Origin of the sequence: Ilyobacter polytropus DSM 2926, assembly GCF_000165505.1 — a bacterium.
Lineage (GTDB): Bacteria > Fusobacteriota > Fusobacteriia > Fusobacteriales > Fusobacteriaceae > Ilyobacter > Ilyobacter polytropus.
The window spans coordinates 822,791-841,241 of the sequence record NC_014633.1; the positions used below are offsets into that span (position 1 = coordinate 822,791).

Consider the following 18,451-nt stretch of genomic DNA (forward strand, 5'->3'; position numbering starts at 1 on the left):
TATAAGCCCTTAAAAACTTGATTTCTTCTTATATTTTCTTTCTTTCCAATCCCCATTTAATCCCTTCTATTAAATCTTTTACATCCTTATATTTAGCCAAATATCCATTTTCTTTATGACTTATCATATCTGGTAACCCTCCTACATTAAAAGATATCGTTGGGATTCCACAATGTATACTTTCATTCACTGTATTTGGGAAATTATCTTCTAATGATGGAGCGACAAATATACGAGCGGAATTATAAATCAAAGCTAAAGTACTTTCATCATAAACTCTACCTAAAAATTTTGTTTTAAATGGTAATTTTTCAATATCATTTCCATGACTTGCTCCAAAAACTAATAGTTCAACTTTTTCTTTTAATTTTGGATTTTCTTTATCTAATAAAATTAAGGCTTCATTTAAATACTTCCATCCTTTTCTCAGATCTCCTGTTGAATTAATAGCGCCAAAACAAATATATTGTTTTTCATTATCTAAATTTAAAACTTTTTTACAAAATTCTTTATCTAAAGATTTAAAAATGTTTGTATCTAATACATTAGCTTGAACTATTATTTTTTTATTTTTCAATAAACTACTATTTTTAGCACATTCTCCTAACCAATTACTACAAGTTATAATCTCTATATCTAACTCTTTAAATATTTTTTCCTTTTTCTTCCATATTTTTCTAGTTATATCTTTTTCTTTATTTGTTTTTAAAATTGAGCAATTTCCACATTTTTTTTCATAATTTTTACAATCATTTGCATAGTGACAACCACCTGTAAAAGCCCACATATCATGTAAAGTCCATCTTGTTTTTTTCCCTAATTTCCCAAGTTTTGCTATACTTTCTAAAGAAAGATATCCACCATTTATCCAATGTAAAAGAATTATATCAGCTTCTTTAATATATGGATGTTGTGATATATCAATCCCATACTTTCCACTTGAAAACATTATTGGATTTTCTCTATTTTTATATTTATTAAATATTAATTTCTCTCGGATTATTCTTATTTTAGAAAAAATATGTTTTTCAAAATCTCCATCAATTGCAGGTTTAATATTTAATTCATCACTACTTTTAGTTAAAACAAGCATTTTTGAGTCTATTCCTTGTTTTAACATCGACAGGTGTAATCTATGAGCAGCAATAGCTGCTCCTCCATTCATATCTGATGTATTTATATGCACTATTTTCATTTTGCTCCTTTTATTTTTCTATACAAATAACGTATTATATTATAAATTTCTATTCTTTTTAATATATTTAAAATTAAAGATTTTGTGTTATTTTTTATTTTTATTTTGTAATATCTTAATTTTTGTTTTTTATTTAATAAAAGTATTTTAATTTTTTTATTTTCTACCAATGATTTCATTATTTCACAATCTATTTGGTCTTTTTTTCCATTTCTATTTTTTTTCATCGAATATAATTGATTAAACGAAATAAATTTTAATCCATTATATTCAAAAAAATATTTTCCATCATATATAATATCTTGTTTGTTTATTTTATGATACTTTAATTCACTATCATGATTTTCAAAATTTGAATCACTAAATTTTATTTTTTTATGTTCAGATAGTAAATAATCAATATCCTTATTTTCTCTCAGACCGTATAACGAAAGCGTCATGCTTCCATCTAAAACTATATCTTCTGAATTAATTTGATTTTCATTCAAAAAAATTTTAAATTTATCTAGTTCTTTATATTGATTTAAATATTTATACGGATAAGCATTATTTAAGAAATGTAATCCATTTCCATTCAAAATTAATTTAGAAATTCTTATAGCTTCTTCTTTGGTATCTGTAATATGTATTGAGCTATATTCGAGGTCATACAAATCACGAACTTCTTGTTTTATCTTTCTAACATCTTCTAAGTTATTCGCTTGAAAAATAATGACTTTAAAATCTTCAAAATTAGGAAAACATTCTATTAATTTTTGCTCTATCCCTTTAAAATTATTTTTTTCTGTTCCACTCCAGTCCATATGTTTATATAATTCTGTTAATAAATTAAATGCTCCATTCGGATTTAAATTTATTTTTTTTTCATATACTATTTTTGAAAATTTTGATAATGCTTCTTGTTTTCTTTCTTTTCCTGAAGGCCATAAAAATGCTATATATGTGTTTAAATTAGAATATTCTATAAATGTTTTCATCGCAATCTCTAAAGCTTCATTAGATACCCCTCTTTCTTTAAACATTTTATAGTCACATTTCATTTCTTCTATTTCAGTCTCTATAGTAAAAACTTTTTTTTTTAAGTATATAGCACTTGCAACTCTATGAGCTCCATTTATAATGGTGCTATTATTTGATAATGGTATTATAGAATCTGTTTTATCAAATCCTTTTTTTTTTATATTATTATATGTCTGATCAAAAGTCTTTATAAATTTATCAAAATCATTTTTTTCATTTTCATATTCAATAAATTTTCCAAAAGTTTGAGTTTTAATATCTTCTTTATATATTTTTTCACCTTCTTTTTTATTTTTATCTTTATTTTTTAGATAAAACAATTTAAATCCTAAATCTATTCTATTCCATGTTAATAATTCTTGTGCTTCTATTTCATTAGTTTTATATTCTTTTTCCATCATTTTTTTATAAATAAATGGTTCTATTTTATTTTTAATATTAGACTTTATTTCCACCATAATTTGCTTTTCACCTTTCTTAAAACTTTTTTTATAAAAGTAATATTATTTTTTTCGTATATTATTTTTTCTATCCTTCTCTCTAATTTAATTTCTTTATTTAATTTTACAAATTTATAATTTAATTCACTTTCTTTATCAAACTCTTTATTTATCCCACAATGAACTCCAGAACCGTCCATTCCAATATTTCTTACCATTGTTTTTACAGGAAATAGCGTCATTTTACCTTGCTCTAATTGTGAATAAAGTTTTTTTATAGCCCAAGAATCCACTTTATTTTTTAGTTGTGCTTTTAATATTGATGTTCTAGAATTTCCAATTAACTTTTCATACTTCTTAATTTTTGCTTTGTTCTCTAATATTTCACGATAAAAATTTTGTTCCCAAACTATACTAAACCATCGATCTTTCCATATTGCCCATCCCCACGATGTACTAATATGTGCTAAATATACTTCATTTTTATATTCTTTTGGAACGCTTATATTTGAATAACCAGAAATCACGAATATATCATCTTGATTTTTATAAATTTTTAATGCATTATTCATATATTCTAAAAAATAGGGACTTGTGATCAAATCATCTTCTAAAACAATTACTTTTTCATACTTATTTACTATTTCACTTACACCTGCAACTACTGAATTTGCTAAACCTTTATTTTTCGATGCTTTTTTTATTACAATATTTTTAAAGCCATTTATTGTTTTTATATATTCTCTAACTTCCTTTACTGCTTCCATTGATTTTTCATTTTTAGGAGCATCTGAAAATATAAACAATTCACTTTCTTCTGCTAATCTATTTTTTTTTAATGCTTCTATTGTTTGCTTTGTATGATCTACTCGGTTATAAACAAATAATACTATAGGTGCTAGTAATTTATTGTTTTTCATTTTTATACCCCACATAAATTTTAATTATTTTTCTTATAAAGATAATCATGATTTGTTAACTTTTCTATTAAAAAATATTCTTCTCCCAAATACCTTTCTATTTCATCTTTATATTTTTTCTGTTGAACTTCTATTAATATATAATTAATTTTTATTTTATCAAAATTTACACCTTTTAACACTTCTAATTCAAAACCTTCTACATCTAAGGAAAAGAAATCAATTTCTTTTATTTTATTTTCATCTAAAAGTTTCTGTAAAGTTATTGTAGGTACTTTTGTAGTATAGCTTTCTTTTATGTTTTGACATTCAAGTCCTTTTTTAATATGTTCTTTTTTATTTAATCTTGTTTTAGAAACTACAGACATTAAGTTTGCAAACTCCATTTCTATATAATCGTTATCAAAATCTTTTCCTACTAATGCATAATTATACACAGATGATTTCTTTCTTTCTTTTTTACACTTTTCATATAGCTCTGGAATCCCTTCAACTAATATCCCATTCCAATTTTTAATTTTTTCTAAAAAATACGTATTACTTTGCGTTTTTCCGTCGTTTCCTCCAACTTCAATAAAAGTACCTTCACTAAAATCTAAATATTTTTTTAATTTATTATCTAAATCATTTAACCCCATTTTGTGAAATCTTGTTTCTATCTTCATTTTTTCTAAAAAAAAACATAATATTTTCTTTATTTTGTTTTTCATTTTACTCTCCTCTTTATTGTTAATAATCAACTTTATTTTTTTCATAAAAATAGCCTTAGTTCTCATTTTAATATGCTCTTTATCCTTAACAAATATATAAAATAAATAAGCTGATATGCTCATTGAAATTACAGTAGTCCAAGCCGCTCCTACAATTCCAAATTTTCTGATAAAATATAAATTTAAAATAAAATTTACAATTCCACCTGTTAATGTTGAATATAGTTGTAAATCATTTCTATTTTCTAACAATAAATATTTAGAAGTCGAAACTCCTAATGCAACAAAAACTCCTGCCCAGCTATATATTCTAAATACATCTCCTGCTGAACTGTATTCCATTCCATATGCTAATTCTATAAACCATTTTCCTAGTATAGTTGCTCCTATCGCAAACAATGTACAAATAAACACATTTATATTTCCTAATTTTACAAATTCATTAACATATTCATCTTTAGATTTATTTTTTTTCCCATCAAGTATTCTAGGGAAATATGCTGTTGCTATTGTTACTGGTATAAAATAAACTAATTCTGATAATTTAACTCCTACTGAATATATTCCAACTTCTTTTACACTTAACATTTTCCCTACCATTAATTGATCCACCTTCATATAAATAAATATAGATACACTTGCAACTAATAATGGTGATGATTCTTTAATTAATTTCTTTAAATATTTAAAATCTACTTGAAACTTAAAGGTATTTTTTTTCTTATATCTTAATAAAAGTATTATTGAATAAATAACCTTTTCTCCTAAAAATAATATTGCATACCAATATAAGCTCCCCTTCATAATTACAAAATTGACCTTTAAAATAACTCCTATAAAATAAGCAATTTGAGAGGCTATTACCTCATTTTTATTTAATCCTTTAGCTTGAAAAAATAATTTAAACACTATAAATGCATTTAATAATTGATTAACAGAAAAAATTAAAAATAAATCTAATAATTCTTGATTTCCATTAGTAAAACTACTAAACATATAATACCAAATGGGCAACGTTAGTATATAAATTACTACTCTAAAAAACATTACTGATGATAATATTTTATTTATATCTTTATCTTCAGACATTCCTATTTCTTTTAAAATTATTGCATTCATTCCAAATATACTTAAAACTTCAAAAAAACCTAAAAATGCTAAAACATAACTTATTTTACCAAGATTTTCACTACCTAAATATCTTGCAATCATTATCGAAATCCCAAATCCAACAAGTATTTTTATTATTTTATCCACTAACATTATAATTGTATTTTTTTTTATTGAGATTTTTTTCATTATTTATTATTCTCCAAATACCATCTATATACTCTTTCTATTCCATCTTTTAACTCTACTCTATGAGTATATCCAGTATATTTTAATCTCGTTACATCGAGTAGCTTTCTTGGTGTCCCGTCTGGTTTAGACAGGTCATTTACTATCACTCCTTCATATCCTACTACCTCTTTTATAATTTGAGCTAGTTCTCCAATCTCTATATCTTCACCTGTACCCATATTTACATGCATATCTTCTGAATAGTTTAGCATTAAATGAGTAAGGCCATCAGCAAGGTCATCCACGTACATAAACTCTCTTTTAGGTTTACCAGTTCCCCACATTAATACCTCTTTATGGTCGTTTATCTTTGCGTCATGAAACTTCCTTATAAGAGCAGGCATTACGTGAGAAGATTCGAGGTCAAAATTATCATTTATACCGTATAAATTTGTTGGCATAGCTGATATGAAGTCGCAGCCATATTGCTGTCTGTAAAATTTGCATAGCTGTATCCCTGATATTTTTGCTGTTGCATATGCTTCATTGGTCGGTTCTAGATGCCCCCCCAGTAAGTGTTCCTCTTTTATAGGTTGCTCTGTATATTTTGGATAAATACAAGAACTTCCCAAGAAAAGAAGTTTTGTTACATTATATTTGTAGGCATTATGAATAATATTTGACTGAATCATGAGATTATCATAGATAAATTCTGCAGGATAAGTATTATTTGCATGTATTCCCCCAACTTTAGCTGCTGCAAGAAATACATATTCAGGTTTTTCATCTTTAAAGAATTTTTCCACCTCTGTTTGTCTTCTGAGGTCAAGTTCTTTTGAATTTTTATATATTATATTTGAATATCCTAGCTCTTCTAGTCTTCTAACTATTGCAGATCCCACCATACCACGGTGTCCTGCTACGTATATTTTTGAATTTTTTTCCAAGATTTCCACCTCTTTTTTTGTTTTGATACAAGACTATCACGAGATTGTGTAAAAGACATTTTTCTTTTAATCAGATTTTAGTCTGTAGCAATCTCTGTCTGAGATCCAAATAATCTATTCTTCTAAGACAATTTTCACTTATAGAGATTGCCCTACCTTGTTTTTTTAATTCATTAATTATATGGGTGTCTTCCAATACTCCATCTCTTTCCATTAGAACCATTGGGGTTTCTCCACAGATAGCTTCAGCTACTGTCCCCCAGCCCGCCTTAGAAATAATGAGTTCACTTGCTGCTATATAATTCTGGGTATCTCTTATATCTAATGGTAGTTGACAAATATTAGCGCCAGCACTCTCTACCTGGATTCCCGATGTACAAAATATCGTGCCGTTAAAATTTTCAACTCTTATTTTTTCTAAGCTGGCTGATTTCCCGCAGCTTAGAAAGATACTTTTTCCATGAATTTCCCTTATATCTTGTACTTTGGTATCATCAATTTTTCTTGAAATATAATCTATATATTTTTTTTTACATTTCATATGGCCTATATCTAGGTGTAATGGGTAAGCATGAAATTCATCGTATATCTGATCTATTTCATGATATTTTTCTACTATATCTTCAGCTAGGTTCAAGTTCTTATACTGCAAATACCAAGTGAAATTAGAACTGCCTATTATCTTTTTCTTAAGGGTTTTTCCAACAAGTACACCTATCGGTGATATATCCGTGTATATATCCACTATGTCTAATCCACCTAGATTTGAAACTTCACTTTTTATAGTCTCATCCCATGAAGATATAAACTCTTTAAGAATCTTTTCTAGTCTAATCTTGTCAATTGTCAGGCTTTTTTCTATGTTTATAAGGCCTATGTCAGTTACGATATCTGAGAATCTCAGTCTTTTTTTATAATCTTGCAAGTATAGTTTTGAAAACTCATTTTGTTTTTCTCCACAGGCAATATAGATGTTGTAATTAGTTTCCTCTAATATCTTTTCTATATGTGCAAGACATCTAGTGAGATGTCCAAACCCATGACTTGATATGTAAAATACTTTATATTTCATAATTAGACACCTTCTTTGTTTTCGACAAATGACTTTTTAGTCATATCTTAATTTGTAGCAGTCTGTGTCTGATTTCTTTAGTCAAAAGCCTTTTTTATTCTATCTTCTTTTTCAACGAGTGCCATATCAGACTTCATCATTATATTGACCAGTTCTTCAAATGAAGTTTTAGTAGGATTCCATCCAAGTACTGTCCTTGCTTTTGTAGGGTCTCCCAATAACTGTTCTACTTCTGCAGGTCTAAAATATTTAGGGTCTACTTCTACAAGCACTTTCCCTGTTCTTTTGCATATCCCTTTTTCATCCATACCTGTTCCCTGCCATTCTAATTCTATTCCAGCTTCTCTGAATGCGTATGTAGTAAATTTTCTTACTGTATGCATTTCTCCAGTTGCTATAACAAAATCTTCAGGTTTATCGTGCTGCAGCATAAGCCACATACATTCCACATAGTCTTTTGCGTAACCCCAGTCCCTTTTAGCATCTAGATTACCTAAATAAATTTTTTTTTGTTTCCCCTGGGCTATTCTGGCAGCAGCAAGAGTAATTTTTCTAGTTACAAAGGTCTCCCCACGTCTTTCTGATTCGTGATTAAATAATATTCCATTTACAGCAAACATATCATAGGATTCCCTATAATTTTTGGTGATCCAAAACCCGTACAATTTTGCCACACCATAAGGAGATCTAGGATAAAACGGTGTGGTTTCTTTTTGAGGTACCTCTTGTACCTTACCGTAAAGCTCTGATGTAGATGCCTGATAAATTCTTGTCTTCTTCTCCATCCCAAGAAGCCTTACTGCCTCGAGTATTCTGAGAGTCCCAATTCCGTCAGTATCCGCAGTATATTCAGGCATGTCAAATGATACCTTTACATGAGACTGTGCCGCTAGGTTGTATATCTCATCAGGCTGTATCTTTTGTATAAGCCTTATCAGGTTTGACGAATCTGTCATGTCCCCATAGTGAAGGTTTATCTTTCTAGGTAACTTCATATCTTCTATCAAATCATCCATATATAAATGTTCTATCCTACCTGTGTTAAAAGATGATGATCTTCTGATAATGCCATGTACTTCATATCCTTTTTCTAGTAAGAATTCTGCCAAAAAAGAACCATCCTGTCCCGTTATACCTGTAATAAGTGCCACTTTATTTGACATTGATGCCCTCCATTTATTATGTTAAAAATCCTATCTTCCCTTTCCAAATAAAACAATCTTTATCGTCTTAAAAAAAATCAATATATCTAATATGATTTTCTGGTGTTTAATATAATAAAGGTCATATTCTAGCTTCCTAAGAGAATCCTCTATACTCGACCCATAGGGGTACATCACCTGGGCCCACCCTGTGAGTCCAGGCCTCACAAGATGTCTCATATTATAATAAGGCAGTTCCCTTTCCAGCTGATCTATAAAAATTCTCCTTTCTGGTCTCGGACCGATGAAACTCATCTCTCCTTTCAATATATTCCAAAGCTGCGGGAGCTCGTCTATCCTGGCCTTCCTCATAAAATTTCCAAACTTAGTTATTCTCGGATCATTCTCACTGGACCACTGAGGTCCATTTTTTTCTGCATCAGCCCTCATAGACCTGAACTTAATGAGTTCAAACTCTTTTCCTCCAAGTCCAACCCTCTTCTGTCGGTAAAAAACAGGCCCCTCGCTCTCAAGCTTTATAATAACAGAAGACAAAATCATTATCGGAAGGGTCAAAATCCCAAAAATTATAGCTAACCCAATATCTGCAATAGTTTTTACCTTTTTTTCAAAACCATCACTTAATATTTCAAACCCACTGCTTAAGAGAAACCATTTATCAGATATATTTTTAACATCTATTTTTTTTTCTATCTCTTCTTGATATTGCCAGGTAAGCAGTACGCGAATTCCTCTCAATTTCATTTTTAGAAATTCATTCTGGTGAACATTTGATATCTCCTCTTTTACAACCACTGCCTCTATACCCTCATCTTCTAAACAAGAAAAAATATTCATCTCATTTAAATCTTTAATCCTTCTGACAAAATTGAAAAAATTGATTCTACTACCCAAAATACATTTTTCAAAATCTTCTTGAGAACCAACAAAAATAGCCTTTGTATCCTGTTTCACAAATTTAACTATAATCTCTCTCAATATATTACTAAAAAACCAAAGTATCAGGAATTTGAAAAACAAAATGTTGCTCTTAGAAAAAGACCATAATAGAATTGACAAAGCTATATTAATAACAGATGATGTTATCCAAGGGCTGTACTTACCCTTTTTATCATCAAAATTTAAAAAATCTGTCAGATAATAGTAAAAATATAACATGAAAAATATAGTATAAACATAGATTTTCATTGGAGTTCCATAATAAAAGTTCCCAAAATAAAATAAAAAGTAAAATAAAATTATGTAAACTGTACGAAAATACCCTAGATGTCTTGTTTTCATAAAAACTCCCTTTTATCACCGGTGAATAATACTAGATATGTCGACTTAACTTTTTTTGAATTTGAATAAAATTTCAATAATCTTCTAAAAAATTTTGTAATAATTTTAACTGATAAGCTACTCTGAAGAGTTTTAACACTTATATTTTTAATTAACTGTTAATCTTATTCATATCTACTGTCAATATAGTTTACTATAGAAATCATCGGTTGCATAATAAAAAACCTGTAAAAAAACTTTTTCAAGTCTTGGCCACAGGTTCTATTTTATCTTTTTATTCAGCTGACATTAAAATTTTTTTTCAGCTTTTCTATCATATAGATGGCCTTATCGGCATCTTTTTCAGCCATTATAAAAAGTTTCCCAAGAGGGCTCTTTAACGCACTGTGATCCATACATGGATTTGAGCACCCAGATACCAGAAGCCATATATCTGCATTCTCAGAGTCTTCCTGAGATATAAAGACATCCTTACTAAAGTAATCTTTTATCTTTTCAAAAGCCACATCAGAATCATACTCGATATGACTGCATCCTTTGCATTTCATAACCCCTATTTTCATGAGAACCACCCCCTATACCCTCTAAATTAATAAAGTTTAAATTACGTATAATATAATTACCGAAAACAATCTTCTTTCCTTTTAAATAAACTGGAAAATTATGTTTCTTTTATCCTTTATCTCACCTGTAAACTTTTATATAATCCAGGTAAGATACTGCACTTTCCTTTGTATTATCTGTGTCATTCATTATTATTATGCTAGCTAGAGCAGGAGGCTCTTTTCCGAAGGCCCTTATATAGTCTTTTACAATATCTACTTTTTCAGTCTTCCACATCCCCACATGGGCATCTCCCTTTTGAAGGAGTATCATCTGAGCCTGGTTGGTATATGCGTTGGCTATAATATCCTCTTCATGATTTTTATTTGCCCATATGTAATTGAGAGAACTGTCAGGAGGATAGTCGCCGTAAAGAAGTTTGGCAGTATTATATTTAATACGTTTCCCGAAGCTAGCTTTTTCAGAGTCATATTTAAAGGCAATATATATTCTGATAGAATAATCGTCGCCCTCCTTTGATTTTGCATCTCCGTTTTTTATTATGTTCTCCACCTTCCACTTCCACTCTATAATTGGATACTGATATACATCAAAGTCACCCTTATAAATAATGGCAGAAGCCGAGGTCTTACTTTCAGTTTTCAAGATATCTCCCTCTATTATAGTGTATACAGAATGTTCTTTTATTTTGGGGAATTCATAGGCCTCCCAGTTGTCTAGATTTTTAAACTCCTCATTTATCCTAACCTCTTCTACAGGTTCAGAAAAAGTCACTAAGACTGTCGTGGCAAAAATAAGAATGATTACGATAATACGTTTTATGTTCACTTAAACCTCCCTAAAGAATAATTTTTCGATTTAAAATGGTTAAATATATTTGACCTGAATTAACTTAAATTTCTATTTAGAATAAATTACTGACTTTATCGGAACCTGTTACTTTTCTCTTGAAAGAAAAGTAACCAAAAGTTCAAGAATTTTCAAATGTCTAGGAAGTAGATATTTCTTTTATCGCCTTTGTGAGCTACAGTCCTCGGTTCCCTGCGGAACTTATTCTGTAGGACGGCTGAGTGCAGGTTCTTTTCTGTATAAGCCCTGTGACTTGAAAATTCAAAAAATATAAAAGCATATGGTCTCGCTTAAGAAGCAGGCGCAAAGGTATACCAAAGTTTACGCACACAAAAGGTTTTTTTTAGTTTTTGGCAATTGATAAAATAAGCGTTAAGAATGACTGAGAGAAATCTCTAGAAAAAATCAACTGTCTGAGCGCAGCGAGTTTTGATTTTTACTTAGATTTCCGAAGGAATTTAGCTTATTTTTCACAGGCCTTGATTTTTGGTTACTTTTCATCAAGGAAAAGTAACGGAACTTTGGAGAAATTCAATAATTTAATTTAAAATAAAGTTAATCCTTAATTTACCTCGGTTCTATTATTATAGTCACAGGAAGTTGGAGAAGCTCCCATATTTCGTCCATCTCTTCATTTGTGACCCCTATACACCCCTCAGTCCACTCTTCTTTAGACAGACTGCCCTTTTTCTGCCCGTGTATGGTGATATCTCCCCCTGGATCCCACCCCTTTTGTGCTGCAGCGGCCTTGTCCTTTTCATTGGGGTAGGATATATGGATACTCTTATAATAAATACTCTGACTGTTTTTATAGTCGAGAGTATAAATCCCCTCGGGAGTTTTATTGTCTCCAGATTTTCCCTTGTGCCCTATAGGATCTATCCCCAAAGATATATCATAGATTTTTATCACCTGGTTTCCTGACATAAGAAACATCTTTTTCGAAGATTTATCTACTTTTACAAGATCTATTTTTTTATCTGCATAAACTGCAGAACAGATAATAAAAAATATAAGTAAAAACTTATTAGTTAATTTAGTTGATATTCTCTTCATATTCATTTTTATCACTCTATTATTAATAAAACAATATAGGGAGCCAAATTAAACAAAAAAATACCCAGTTTGTAAAAGGCCATTCCCTTATAATGAATAGCGTGAAACTCCTCTAAAGAAATTTTAAACCATCTGCTGTGAAATTGATAGATCCAGTTGCTTCCCCCAATAAACATGAGCATCCAAAAGAAAAGAGCTATACTATTTATGATTGTACACCAAAGAAAAAAATCCTGAAAAAATTTTATATTCATAAATCCTCCTTTTTTTAACTTTTTGATAACTTTACTCGTCAAAAAATTGCTAGATCAGTTTAAAATAATAAACTGTTTTTGGATATTATTAAAAACCTTTACTTGACTTGTAATTGTATATCGACTATAAATGAATTATTGAACTTTTTTAAAAAAATTATAGTTTGAAAAATTTAAAAAAATATAAGAATTATAATACCAACTTATATTATAATTCTTGAATAAGTTATCAACTCCTTTTTTAATGTGTAAAATATAAGAAAAAATCTGAAACCAAAATTTTATTGAACTAAATATACTGGGAGGAATATCCGTTATGAGTTGGAACATGATAATTCTACCTGTGGTCGCATCTGCATTCTTGGCAGTTGGTGGTTACAGCGCCGTCTCTTCTCTAAAAAAGCAAAATTTAATAAAAGAATTGGCAAAAAATAATAAGCTGATTTTTAAAAATAAAGAGACCAAAATTTTGGAGAAAAAACTTAATAAAAAACTCGCCATCGAAGGAAAGGGAAAAATGAGGTCTTTTATCAAGGTGAGGGATCTTATTAAGGACGATGAGGTCTCAGTTTTCAGATATATTGAGCTTTTGGATCTAGGAAAAGAAGATCCCGATGAAAAACCCCAGCAGGCCCGTGTCGGAGCTTCCTTTGAGGTCCCTTTAGATGTTGATCTTTTTTTTACCACAGACGAAGAAAAAGAATTTTTCAGTTTATATCCAGCAGGGAAGCTTCTTTCTAAAGACGGATATTTCCAGAAAATAAAACCCATATTAGAGGAAAACCCCCATGAAAACCCCGTGACAGTAAGCTTCAGAAGAGGAAGGGCTTTGCTCTATGTCAACACAAACACAAAATCCAAAGAGAATATAAAAGACCTTCAGTATTTGGTAGATATAAGCAGAAAAATAAAAGAGGCAGTTTGAGTTAATCTTAAACTGCCTCTTTTTTCTTTACATAAATTATAACAAAATAAAAAATATCTATAATAATCTCAACTTTTCCAAAAACATGGAAAAAATCAAAATCTTCTCCTTTAAAAATTAAAAAAGCCATACAACTTATAAAAACATTAAGAGGAAATTTTCAAAATAGCTTATAAAATACTTGTAGAAAGTATTATATAAAGATAGATAGCTCAGGTTAATTTATTAAATGCTGATTTTCTAAGAGAAAAGTAGCAGAAGAATATTTATAAACAGGAGGATACATATGAAAAAAATAAGATGTTTTATAATGATGATTTTTTTTATTACAATAACTGCAACCTCTATAGGAGCCTCTCTTAAATCTATATCATACAAGATAGATGATAAAGTTTATGAAGGATACTACTCTATAAGCAAGTCCCCTGAAGCTCCACTAGTCCTTCTGGTTCACGACTGGGATGGACTCACAGACTATGAAATCAAACGTTCGGAGATGCTAGCAGATTTAGGATACTCTGTTTTCACAGTGGACCTCTTTGGAAAAGGGATACGTCCTACCGAGATAAAAGACAGACGTCAACATACAGGAGAACTCTACGCTGACCGACAGAAAATGCGTTCACTTATGCTAGGAGCTCTTGAAGTGGCCAGATTAAAGGGTGGAAATATCCATAATGCTGTGGCTATGGGATATTGCTTTGGAGGTGCTGCAGTGCTTGAGTTTGCCAGATCTGGTATAAATCTAAAAGGTTTTGCCACTTTTCACGGTGGACTAACTACTCCTGAGAATCAGGATTATTCCAGAACCAAGGGAAAAATCTTAATTCTCCACGGTACTGCCGATGCAAATATCACAATGGATGACTTTGCAAAACTTGCAGTAGAGCTAGAAAATAACGGTGTTTCTCATGAAATGATAACTTACAGTCAAGCTCCCCACGCCTTTACTGTCTTTGGGTCTAAAAGCTACAGAAAAGATGCCGATGAAAAATCATGGAAAAGATTCACTGAATTTTTAGAGGAAACTCTCAAAAGATAAACTAAAATAAAACACCAGACTTTTCTGGTGTTTTATTTTACACAATTGCCAGCCAAATTAAATCCAATAATAAAATATCTATTTTTTAATGATCCCTTTCAATCCACCTGAAACAAGTATATAAACGTCCTTTAAAACACTTAAAAGAGAAAGATCTCCTGAAAAAACTATATATTTTGAGCGCCACTGTGGAGAAAATTTATCCTTATAATTTCTTAGGCCCTTAAAGTTATAAAATTGTCCACCGAGATTAAAGACAAAATTTCCAAAACGATTCCAGAATACAGAGAGTTCTCTTCCCTCTATTCCAGACAAAGGAGCCATACCAAGGTTAAACCATTTATAATTATTTTCCTTACCCCAAAGCATGAGATTTATAAATAAAAATTCCATAACAGAATCAGGGGAATCTGGTCTGTATCTCATTAAATCTATAGAAAGTTCATTTTTACCTGAAGTTTCCCAAAGGTTGCAAAAGGCAGTTATTTTTCCATTTTTTTCGATAACTCCTATTCTAAAGTTTTTTATATACCCTTCCTCAAAACTTCCAAGAGAGAATCTTTTTTCAGAACCTTTTTTCAAGTCAAGCCACCCATCGGAAATCTCCTTAAGTTCATCTATTACACTCTCTATCTCCAATGGCTCAATTATTCTAAAGGAACACCCCTCTTTCTGTAGTTTGTTATAAGTGTATCTAAGCCCCTTCCGAGAACCTCCAGTAAGGGAAAACTCATATAAATCCACGACTGCTTCTTCACCTATTTTCAATACGTTTAATCCTATATCCAAATAATAGTTTAAGTATTCTGTGCCAACCTCATAAAAGACAACTCTCTTACCATTTTTCATTGCTATTTCATAAAAAAGCCATATGAGCTCAGAAATACCTTCGCTGTTCCCTACAGGGTCTCCCATAGCGATCATGCTCTTACCACTGACTCCGTACATTATAAAAGAATCTCTATCTTTATCAAACACTATGGATTTATCTCCTATAAGAACTAAGTTGGAATATGTTTTTATAGATGTTGTAAGTATTTTTCTAGCATCTTCCATTCCCTTACCCTTGTTTTCCATTGTATAGTCAGTTACAGGTTTCAGAAGCTTAGCAATTGTATAGAGAATTGTTGCTAAGGCTATTCCAAGAGTCGAACGTAAAAATCTAGGAGCATTTTTTTTAAACTCAAACTGCCACCAAAGTTCCTTGGAATATTCTACGTGTTTATAAGAAAAAAATCCTATCCAAAGAGCTGATGCAGTGGCTAAAAATATTAACAACATTCCGTTTACACTCAAATAACTCGTAAGAGCTGAAGCTTTTCTGTAAAAATGTTTTTTCGAAGGAATCAGTAAAAGAAGTATAACAAAAAGTATAAAAGCTTCTTCATAATCCCATCCTTTAAGAAGGGAAGACAAAATACCTATTACCAAGAGAAGTATCGATATAAAATAAGCACTGTTTAACCTTCGCTTTATACCTGTGGCTAGCATCAAAAGTAAAAACCCTGTTATACTTCCGATAAAATGAGAAACCTCTAAAGTGGCAACTGGAAAAAATCTTTCCAGCCATTCTATCCTCCATAATTCCGAGGGAGTAGATCCAGATAACAGCATTATAAATCCTCCTGCAAACATCCCAGTAGCCAATACTAGAGGAACAAATGGAGCTATGAAACTATCAAAAAAATCTGCAAGTCGTGAAAAAGCTTCCCTCTTAACAGAAATTTCATAAGCCCCCAAGAGAGCAACGGCAAAAAATAAAGGGAGAAGATAATATATCATTCTATAAAGAATCAAACCACTCAATATTTCATGGACAGAAATAAACTGAGATAAAAATGAGATCATGATAAATTCAAAGGCCCCTATACCCCCAGGCAGATTGCTTATAACACCGATTAGCTGCGCAGTTATAAATATAGACATAAATGTAAAAAAATTTATTTTAGCTGCATTTACTAAAAGTACATATAGTACACATCCAGCAATACTCCATTCGACTAATGATAAAGATATCTGAATAAAGGTGATAGATAATGTTGGAAACTCAAAATGCCAATTTATATGCTTTCTTCCAATTGAAAAAACTACATAGCAAATAGACAGTAATATAAAAATAATCCCTATGCTTTTGTTGTCCTTTATGAAAAAATTGAATTTTGAAGGTATTGTCACAGGCCAGAATGTAAAAATAAAACCTCCTGCAGCGATGAGTCCTATCCAAGAGGTTGAATAACAAAAGGTAATGATTTTTATTATTTTATTATATGGTACACCCCAAAGAGAAAAAAATCTGAATCTTATGGCAGAAGAACTAAGGGCCGAAATTCCTAGATTATTTCCAAAAGCCCGACTGACAAAAGATACAAAAATTATTTTATAATATTCAAATTTTAATCCTGTGTATCTAAAGGCAAGAGAGTCTAAAAAAATTAAAAGAATATAGCTTAAAATAGACAAAGAAACAGATATCAAAATCATTTCCCTATTTATTTCTGAAACAGCATTTTTAATATCGGTGTAACTATAATTTGCAAGCTCTTTTTCGATTAAAATTATCGTAGCTATAAACAATATTATGCTTAATAAAAATCTAAATATTTTAGATCTTTTCCTCATAAAATCCTCCCTAAGATGTTATTACTTGTTTATTATTTTTCTATAACTTTTATCTCAAATCATAAAAAGTTATCTCATTTTTAGACCCTAGCCTCATTGGTGGACCCCATGTTCCTGTTCCTGGAGACACATATATATAGTTATTGTCTACTTTATACAAACCTTTTATATATTTGGTTGTAAGTCTCACCAAAAGGTTGAATGGAACTATCTGACCGTAATGAGTATGCCCACTCACAGTTAATTTTATCCTTTTATCACCATGGTCAAGAGGGATATGGTTCATAAGAATAACAGGTTTGTCATGGGAAAATTCTAAGTCTGATAATACTTCTATAGCCCTATTCTTATCACGTCTATATTTCAACCCTACAATCTGAACCCCATGAAAAATATCCACCTCATCTCTCAGTACCTTCACTCTGGAATTTTCAATAATTTCTGAAATTTTATCAGCATCAATATAGTATTCGTGATTTCCAGTTACAAAGTATGATTTTGCATTTAGTTCCTTCAGTGGCTCAAATTTTCTGTTATAGGTGTATCCTGTGAGACCATATCGCCGGTTATCAAGACTATATCAGGGTTCATAAGGTTTATCTTCTCTGTTATTGCAGGAAGTCCCTTGGAAGATTCTGACGAAAGGTGGAGGTCACTTATCTGGACAATCTTTATCTCCTTCCCAAAGTCATCTATTTTTACAGTTTCTACAGATATATTTCTTGCATTGTGAAGAGAATAAATAATCAGTATAAAGGCCATTCCAAAAGCTGCTAATTCCATATTTTTAAGAGGAATTTTAAAAATTATGCTTAATATTCTAAAGGATATAAGAGATACAAAAGAAAGAAAAAAGACACCCATCAAAATTCCAGATGCCCTATATAACCACTGGGTTAAAAGATTGTTATTTTTACCTATCAAAATAGTTGCTGGTATGATCATAATAGATGTAAAAAAAGCGAGTATAAAAAGAAAACTTTTGTTTTTGACATGGAAAAATAAAGCTATCTTTAAAATCACATAAAAATACATGAAAAAATTAACTGTTAATAAAGAGATCAATCCAAATATAAACTTTGGCATTTTGTCACCTCACTTTTTTATATAAAT

At 30.2% G+C, this 18,451-nt stretch carries 17 protein-coding genes; 2 read left to right on the forward strand and 15 right to left on the reverse strand.

Annotated elements, in window-relative coordinates; all coding sequences use genetic code 11:
- Positions 1–28: 28 nt before the first annotated feature.
- The 12 genes from ILYOP_RS13685 to ILYOP_RS13740 all read right to left on the reverse strand — a co-directional run bounded on the left by ILYOP_RS13685 (position 29) and on the right by ILYOP_RS13740 (position 12,752).
- Positions 29–1,195, reverse strand: a complete 1,167-nt coding sequence (locus ILYOP_RS13685; protein WP_013389096.1) for a glycosyltransferase — start codon at positions 1,193–1,195, stop codon at positions 29–31.
- A complete protein-coding gene (locus ILYOP_RS13690) occupies positions 1,192–2,673 on the reverse strand; it encodes a hypothetical protein (protein WP_013389097.1) in 1,482 nt (493 codons plus the stop codon). Before ILYOP_RS13690 ends, ILYOP_RS13685 begins: the two co-directional genes overlap by 4 nt.
- On the reverse strand, positions 2,661–3,575 hold the full coding sequence (locus tag ILYOP_RS13695; RefSeq protein WP_041921303.1) for a glycosyltransferase: 915 nt from the start codon (positions 3,573–3,575) through the stop codon (positions 2,661–2,663). The genes ILYOP_RS13690 and ILYOP_RS13695 overlap by 13 nt, the downstream gene beginning before the upstream one ends.
- A gap of 20 nt (positions 3,576–3,595) precedes the next feature.
- Entirely contained in the window at positions 3,596–5,584 is a 1,989-nt protein-coding gene (locus ILYOP_RS13700; protein ID WP_013389099.1) for an FkbM family methyltransferase, read from the reverse strand.
- Positions 5,584–6,513 (reverse strand): GDP-L-fucose synthase, encoded by a 930-nt coding sequence (gene fcl, locus ILYOP_RS13705; protein ID WP_013389100.1) that lies wholly within the window; start codon positions 6,511–6,513, stop codon positions 5,584–5,586. The genes ILYOP_RS13700 and fcl overlap by 1 nt, the downstream gene beginning before the upstream one ends.
- A 70-nt stretch (positions 6,514–6,583) precedes the next feature.
- A complete protein-coding gene (locus ILYOP_RS15365; protein ID WP_013389101.1) occupies positions 6,584–7,585 on the reverse strand; it encodes a glycosyltransferase in 1,002 nt (333 codons plus the stop codon).
- A gap of 77 nt (positions 7,586–7,662) precedes the next feature.
- Positions 7,663–8,748, reverse strand: a complete 1,086-nt coding sequence (gmd, locus tag ILYOP_RS13715; RefSeq protein ID WP_013389102.1) for a GDP-mannose 4,6-dehydratase — start codon at positions 8,746–8,748, stop codon at positions 7,663–7,665.
- A gap of 30 nt (positions 8,749–8,778) precedes the next feature.
- Positions 8,779–10,029 carry an exopolysaccharide biosynthesis polyprenyl glycosylphosphotransferase gene (locus ILYOP_RS13720; RefSeq protein WP_013389103.1) on the reverse strand — a complete coding sequence of 417 codons (1,251 nt, stop codon included), beginning with the start codon at positions 10,027–10,029 and terminating at the stop codon, positions 8,779–8,781.
- A gap of 278 nt (positions 10,030–10,307) precedes the next feature.
- Complete coding sequence (locus ILYOP_RS13725; RefSeq protein WP_013389104.1) at positions 10,308–10,592, reverse strand: hypothetical protein; 285 nt, start codon at positions 10,590–10,592, stop codon at positions 10,308–10,310.
- Between the two features lie 121 nt (positions 10,593–10,713).
- The gene (locus tag ILYOP_RS13730) at positions 10,714–11,421 is read right to left on the reverse strand and encodes a DUF3047 domain-containing protein (protein ID WP_013389105.1); all 708 of its coding nucleotides are present in this window, start codon (positions 11,419–11,421) and stop codon (positions 10,714–10,716) included.
- Between the two features lie 588 nt (positions 11,422–12,009).
- Positions 12,010–12,504, reverse strand: coding sequence for a L,D-transpeptidase family protein (locus ILYOP_RS13735; protein ID WP_013389106.1), 495 nt, complete (start codon positions 12,502–12,504; stop codon positions 12,010–12,012).
- 5 nt (positions 12,505–12,509) lie between these two features.
- Entirely contained in the window at positions 12,510–12,752 is a 243-nt protein-coding gene (locus tag ILYOP_RS13740) for a DUF6868 family protein (protein WP_013389107.1), read from the reverse strand.
- A 316-nt stretch (positions 12,753–13,068) separates the two neighbouring features.
- Here ILYOP_RS13740 and ILYOP_RS13745 point away from each other — a divergent pair, with 316 nt between their 5' ends.
- Positions 13,069–13,677, forward strand: a complete 609-nt coding sequence (locus ILYOP_RS13745) for a hypothetical protein (RefSeq protein ID WP_013389108.1) — start codon at positions 13,069–13,071, stop codon at positions 13,675–13,677.
- A gap of 286 nt (positions 13,678–13,963) precedes the next feature.
- Positions 13,964–14,719: a dienelactone hydrolase family protein gene (locus ILYOP_RS13750; RefSeq protein WP_013389109.1), complete on the forward strand. Its 756-nt coding sequence runs from the start codon at positions 13,964–13,966 to the stop codon at positions 14,717–14,719.
- A 78-nt stretch (positions 14,720–14,797) separates the two neighbouring features.
- On the opposite strand, the gene mprF is transcribed toward ILYOP_RS13750, so the two are convergent.
- From mprF to ILYOP_RS13765, 3 genes are read right to left on the reverse strand one after another with little or no spacing between them, the layout of a single operon-like run.
- Positions 14,798–17,338 carry a bifunctional lysylphosphatidylglycerol flippase/synthetase MprF gene (mprF, locus tag ILYOP_RS13755; RefSeq protein ID WP_013389110.1) on the reverse strand — a complete coding sequence of 847 codons (2,541 nt, stop codon included), beginning with the start codon at positions 17,336–17,338 and terminating at the stop codon, positions 14,798–14,800.
- Positions 17,339–17,387: 49 nt separating this feature from the next.
- Positions 17,388–17,855, reverse strand: coding sequence for a metallophosphoesterase (locus ILYOP_RS13760; protein ID WP_148223732.1), 468 nt, complete (start codon positions 17,853–17,855; stop codon positions 17,388–17,390).
- A complete protein-coding gene (locus ILYOP_RS13765; RefSeq protein ID WP_041921305.1) occupies positions 17,852–18,424 on the reverse strand; it encodes a hypothetical protein in 573 nt (190 codons plus the stop codon). The genes ILYOP_RS13760 and ILYOP_RS13765 overlap by 4 nt, the downstream gene beginning before the upstream one ends.
- Positions 18,425–18,451 lie beyond the last annotated feature (27 nt).

Bases quoted from the DNA above. Each gene is read 5' to 3' on its own strand.
- ILYOP_RS13695 (WP_041921303.1), bottom strand. From the start codon at position 3,575: ATGAAAAACAATAAATTACTAGCACCTATAGTATTATTTGTTTATAAC.
- mprF (WP_013389110.1), bottom strand. From the start codon at position 17,338: ATGAGGAAAAGATCTAAAATATTTAGATTTTTATTAAGCATAATATTG.
- gmd (WP_013389102.1), bottom strand. From the start codon at position 8,748: ATGTCAAATAAAGTGGCACTTATTACAGGTATAACGGGACAGGATGGT.
- ILYOP_RS13690 (WP_013389097.1), bottom strand. From the start codon at position 2,673: ATGGTGGAAATAAAGTCTAATATTAAAAATAAAATAGAACCATTTATT.
- ILYOP_RS13700 (WP_013389099.1), bottom strand. From the start codon at position 5,584: ATGAAAAAAATCTCAATAAAAAAAAATACAATTATAATGTTAGTGGAT.
- ILYOP_RS13750 (WP_013389109.1), top strand. From the start codon at position 13,964: ATGAAAAAAATAAGATGTTTTATAATGATGATTTTTTTTATTACAATA.
- ILYOP_RS13685 (WP_013389096.1), bottom strand. From the start codon at position 1,195: ATGAAAATAGTGCATATAAATACATCAGATATGAATGGAGGAGCAGCT.
- ILYOP_RS15365 (WP_013389101.1), bottom strand. From the start codon at position 7,585: ATGAAATATAAAGTATTTTACATATCAAGTCATGGGTTTGGACATCTC.
- ILYOP_RS13765 (WP_041921305.1), bottom strand. From the start codon at position 18,424: ATGCCAAAGTTTATATTTGGATTGATCTCTTTATTAACAGTTAATTTT.
- ILYOP_RS13720 (WP_013389103.1), bottom strand. From the start codon at position 10,029: ATGAAAACAAGACATCTAGGGTATTTTCGTACAGTTTACATAATTTTA.
- ILYOP_RS13740 (WP_013389107.1), bottom strand. From the start codon at position 12,752: ATGAATATAAAATTTTTTCAGGATTTTTTTCTTTGGTGTACAATCATA.
- ILYOP_RS13725 (WP_013389104.1), bottom strand. From the start codon at position 10,592: ATGAAAATAGGGGTTATGAAATGCAAAGGATGCAGTCATATCGAGTAT.
- ILYOP_RS13735 (WP_013389106.1), bottom strand. From the start codon at position 12,504: ATGAATATGAAGAGAATATCAACTAAATTAACTAATAAGTTTTTACTT.
- ILYOP_RS13745 (WP_013389108.1), top strand. From the start codon at position 13,069: ATGAGTTGGAACATGATAATTCTACCTGTGGTCGCATCTGCATTCTTG.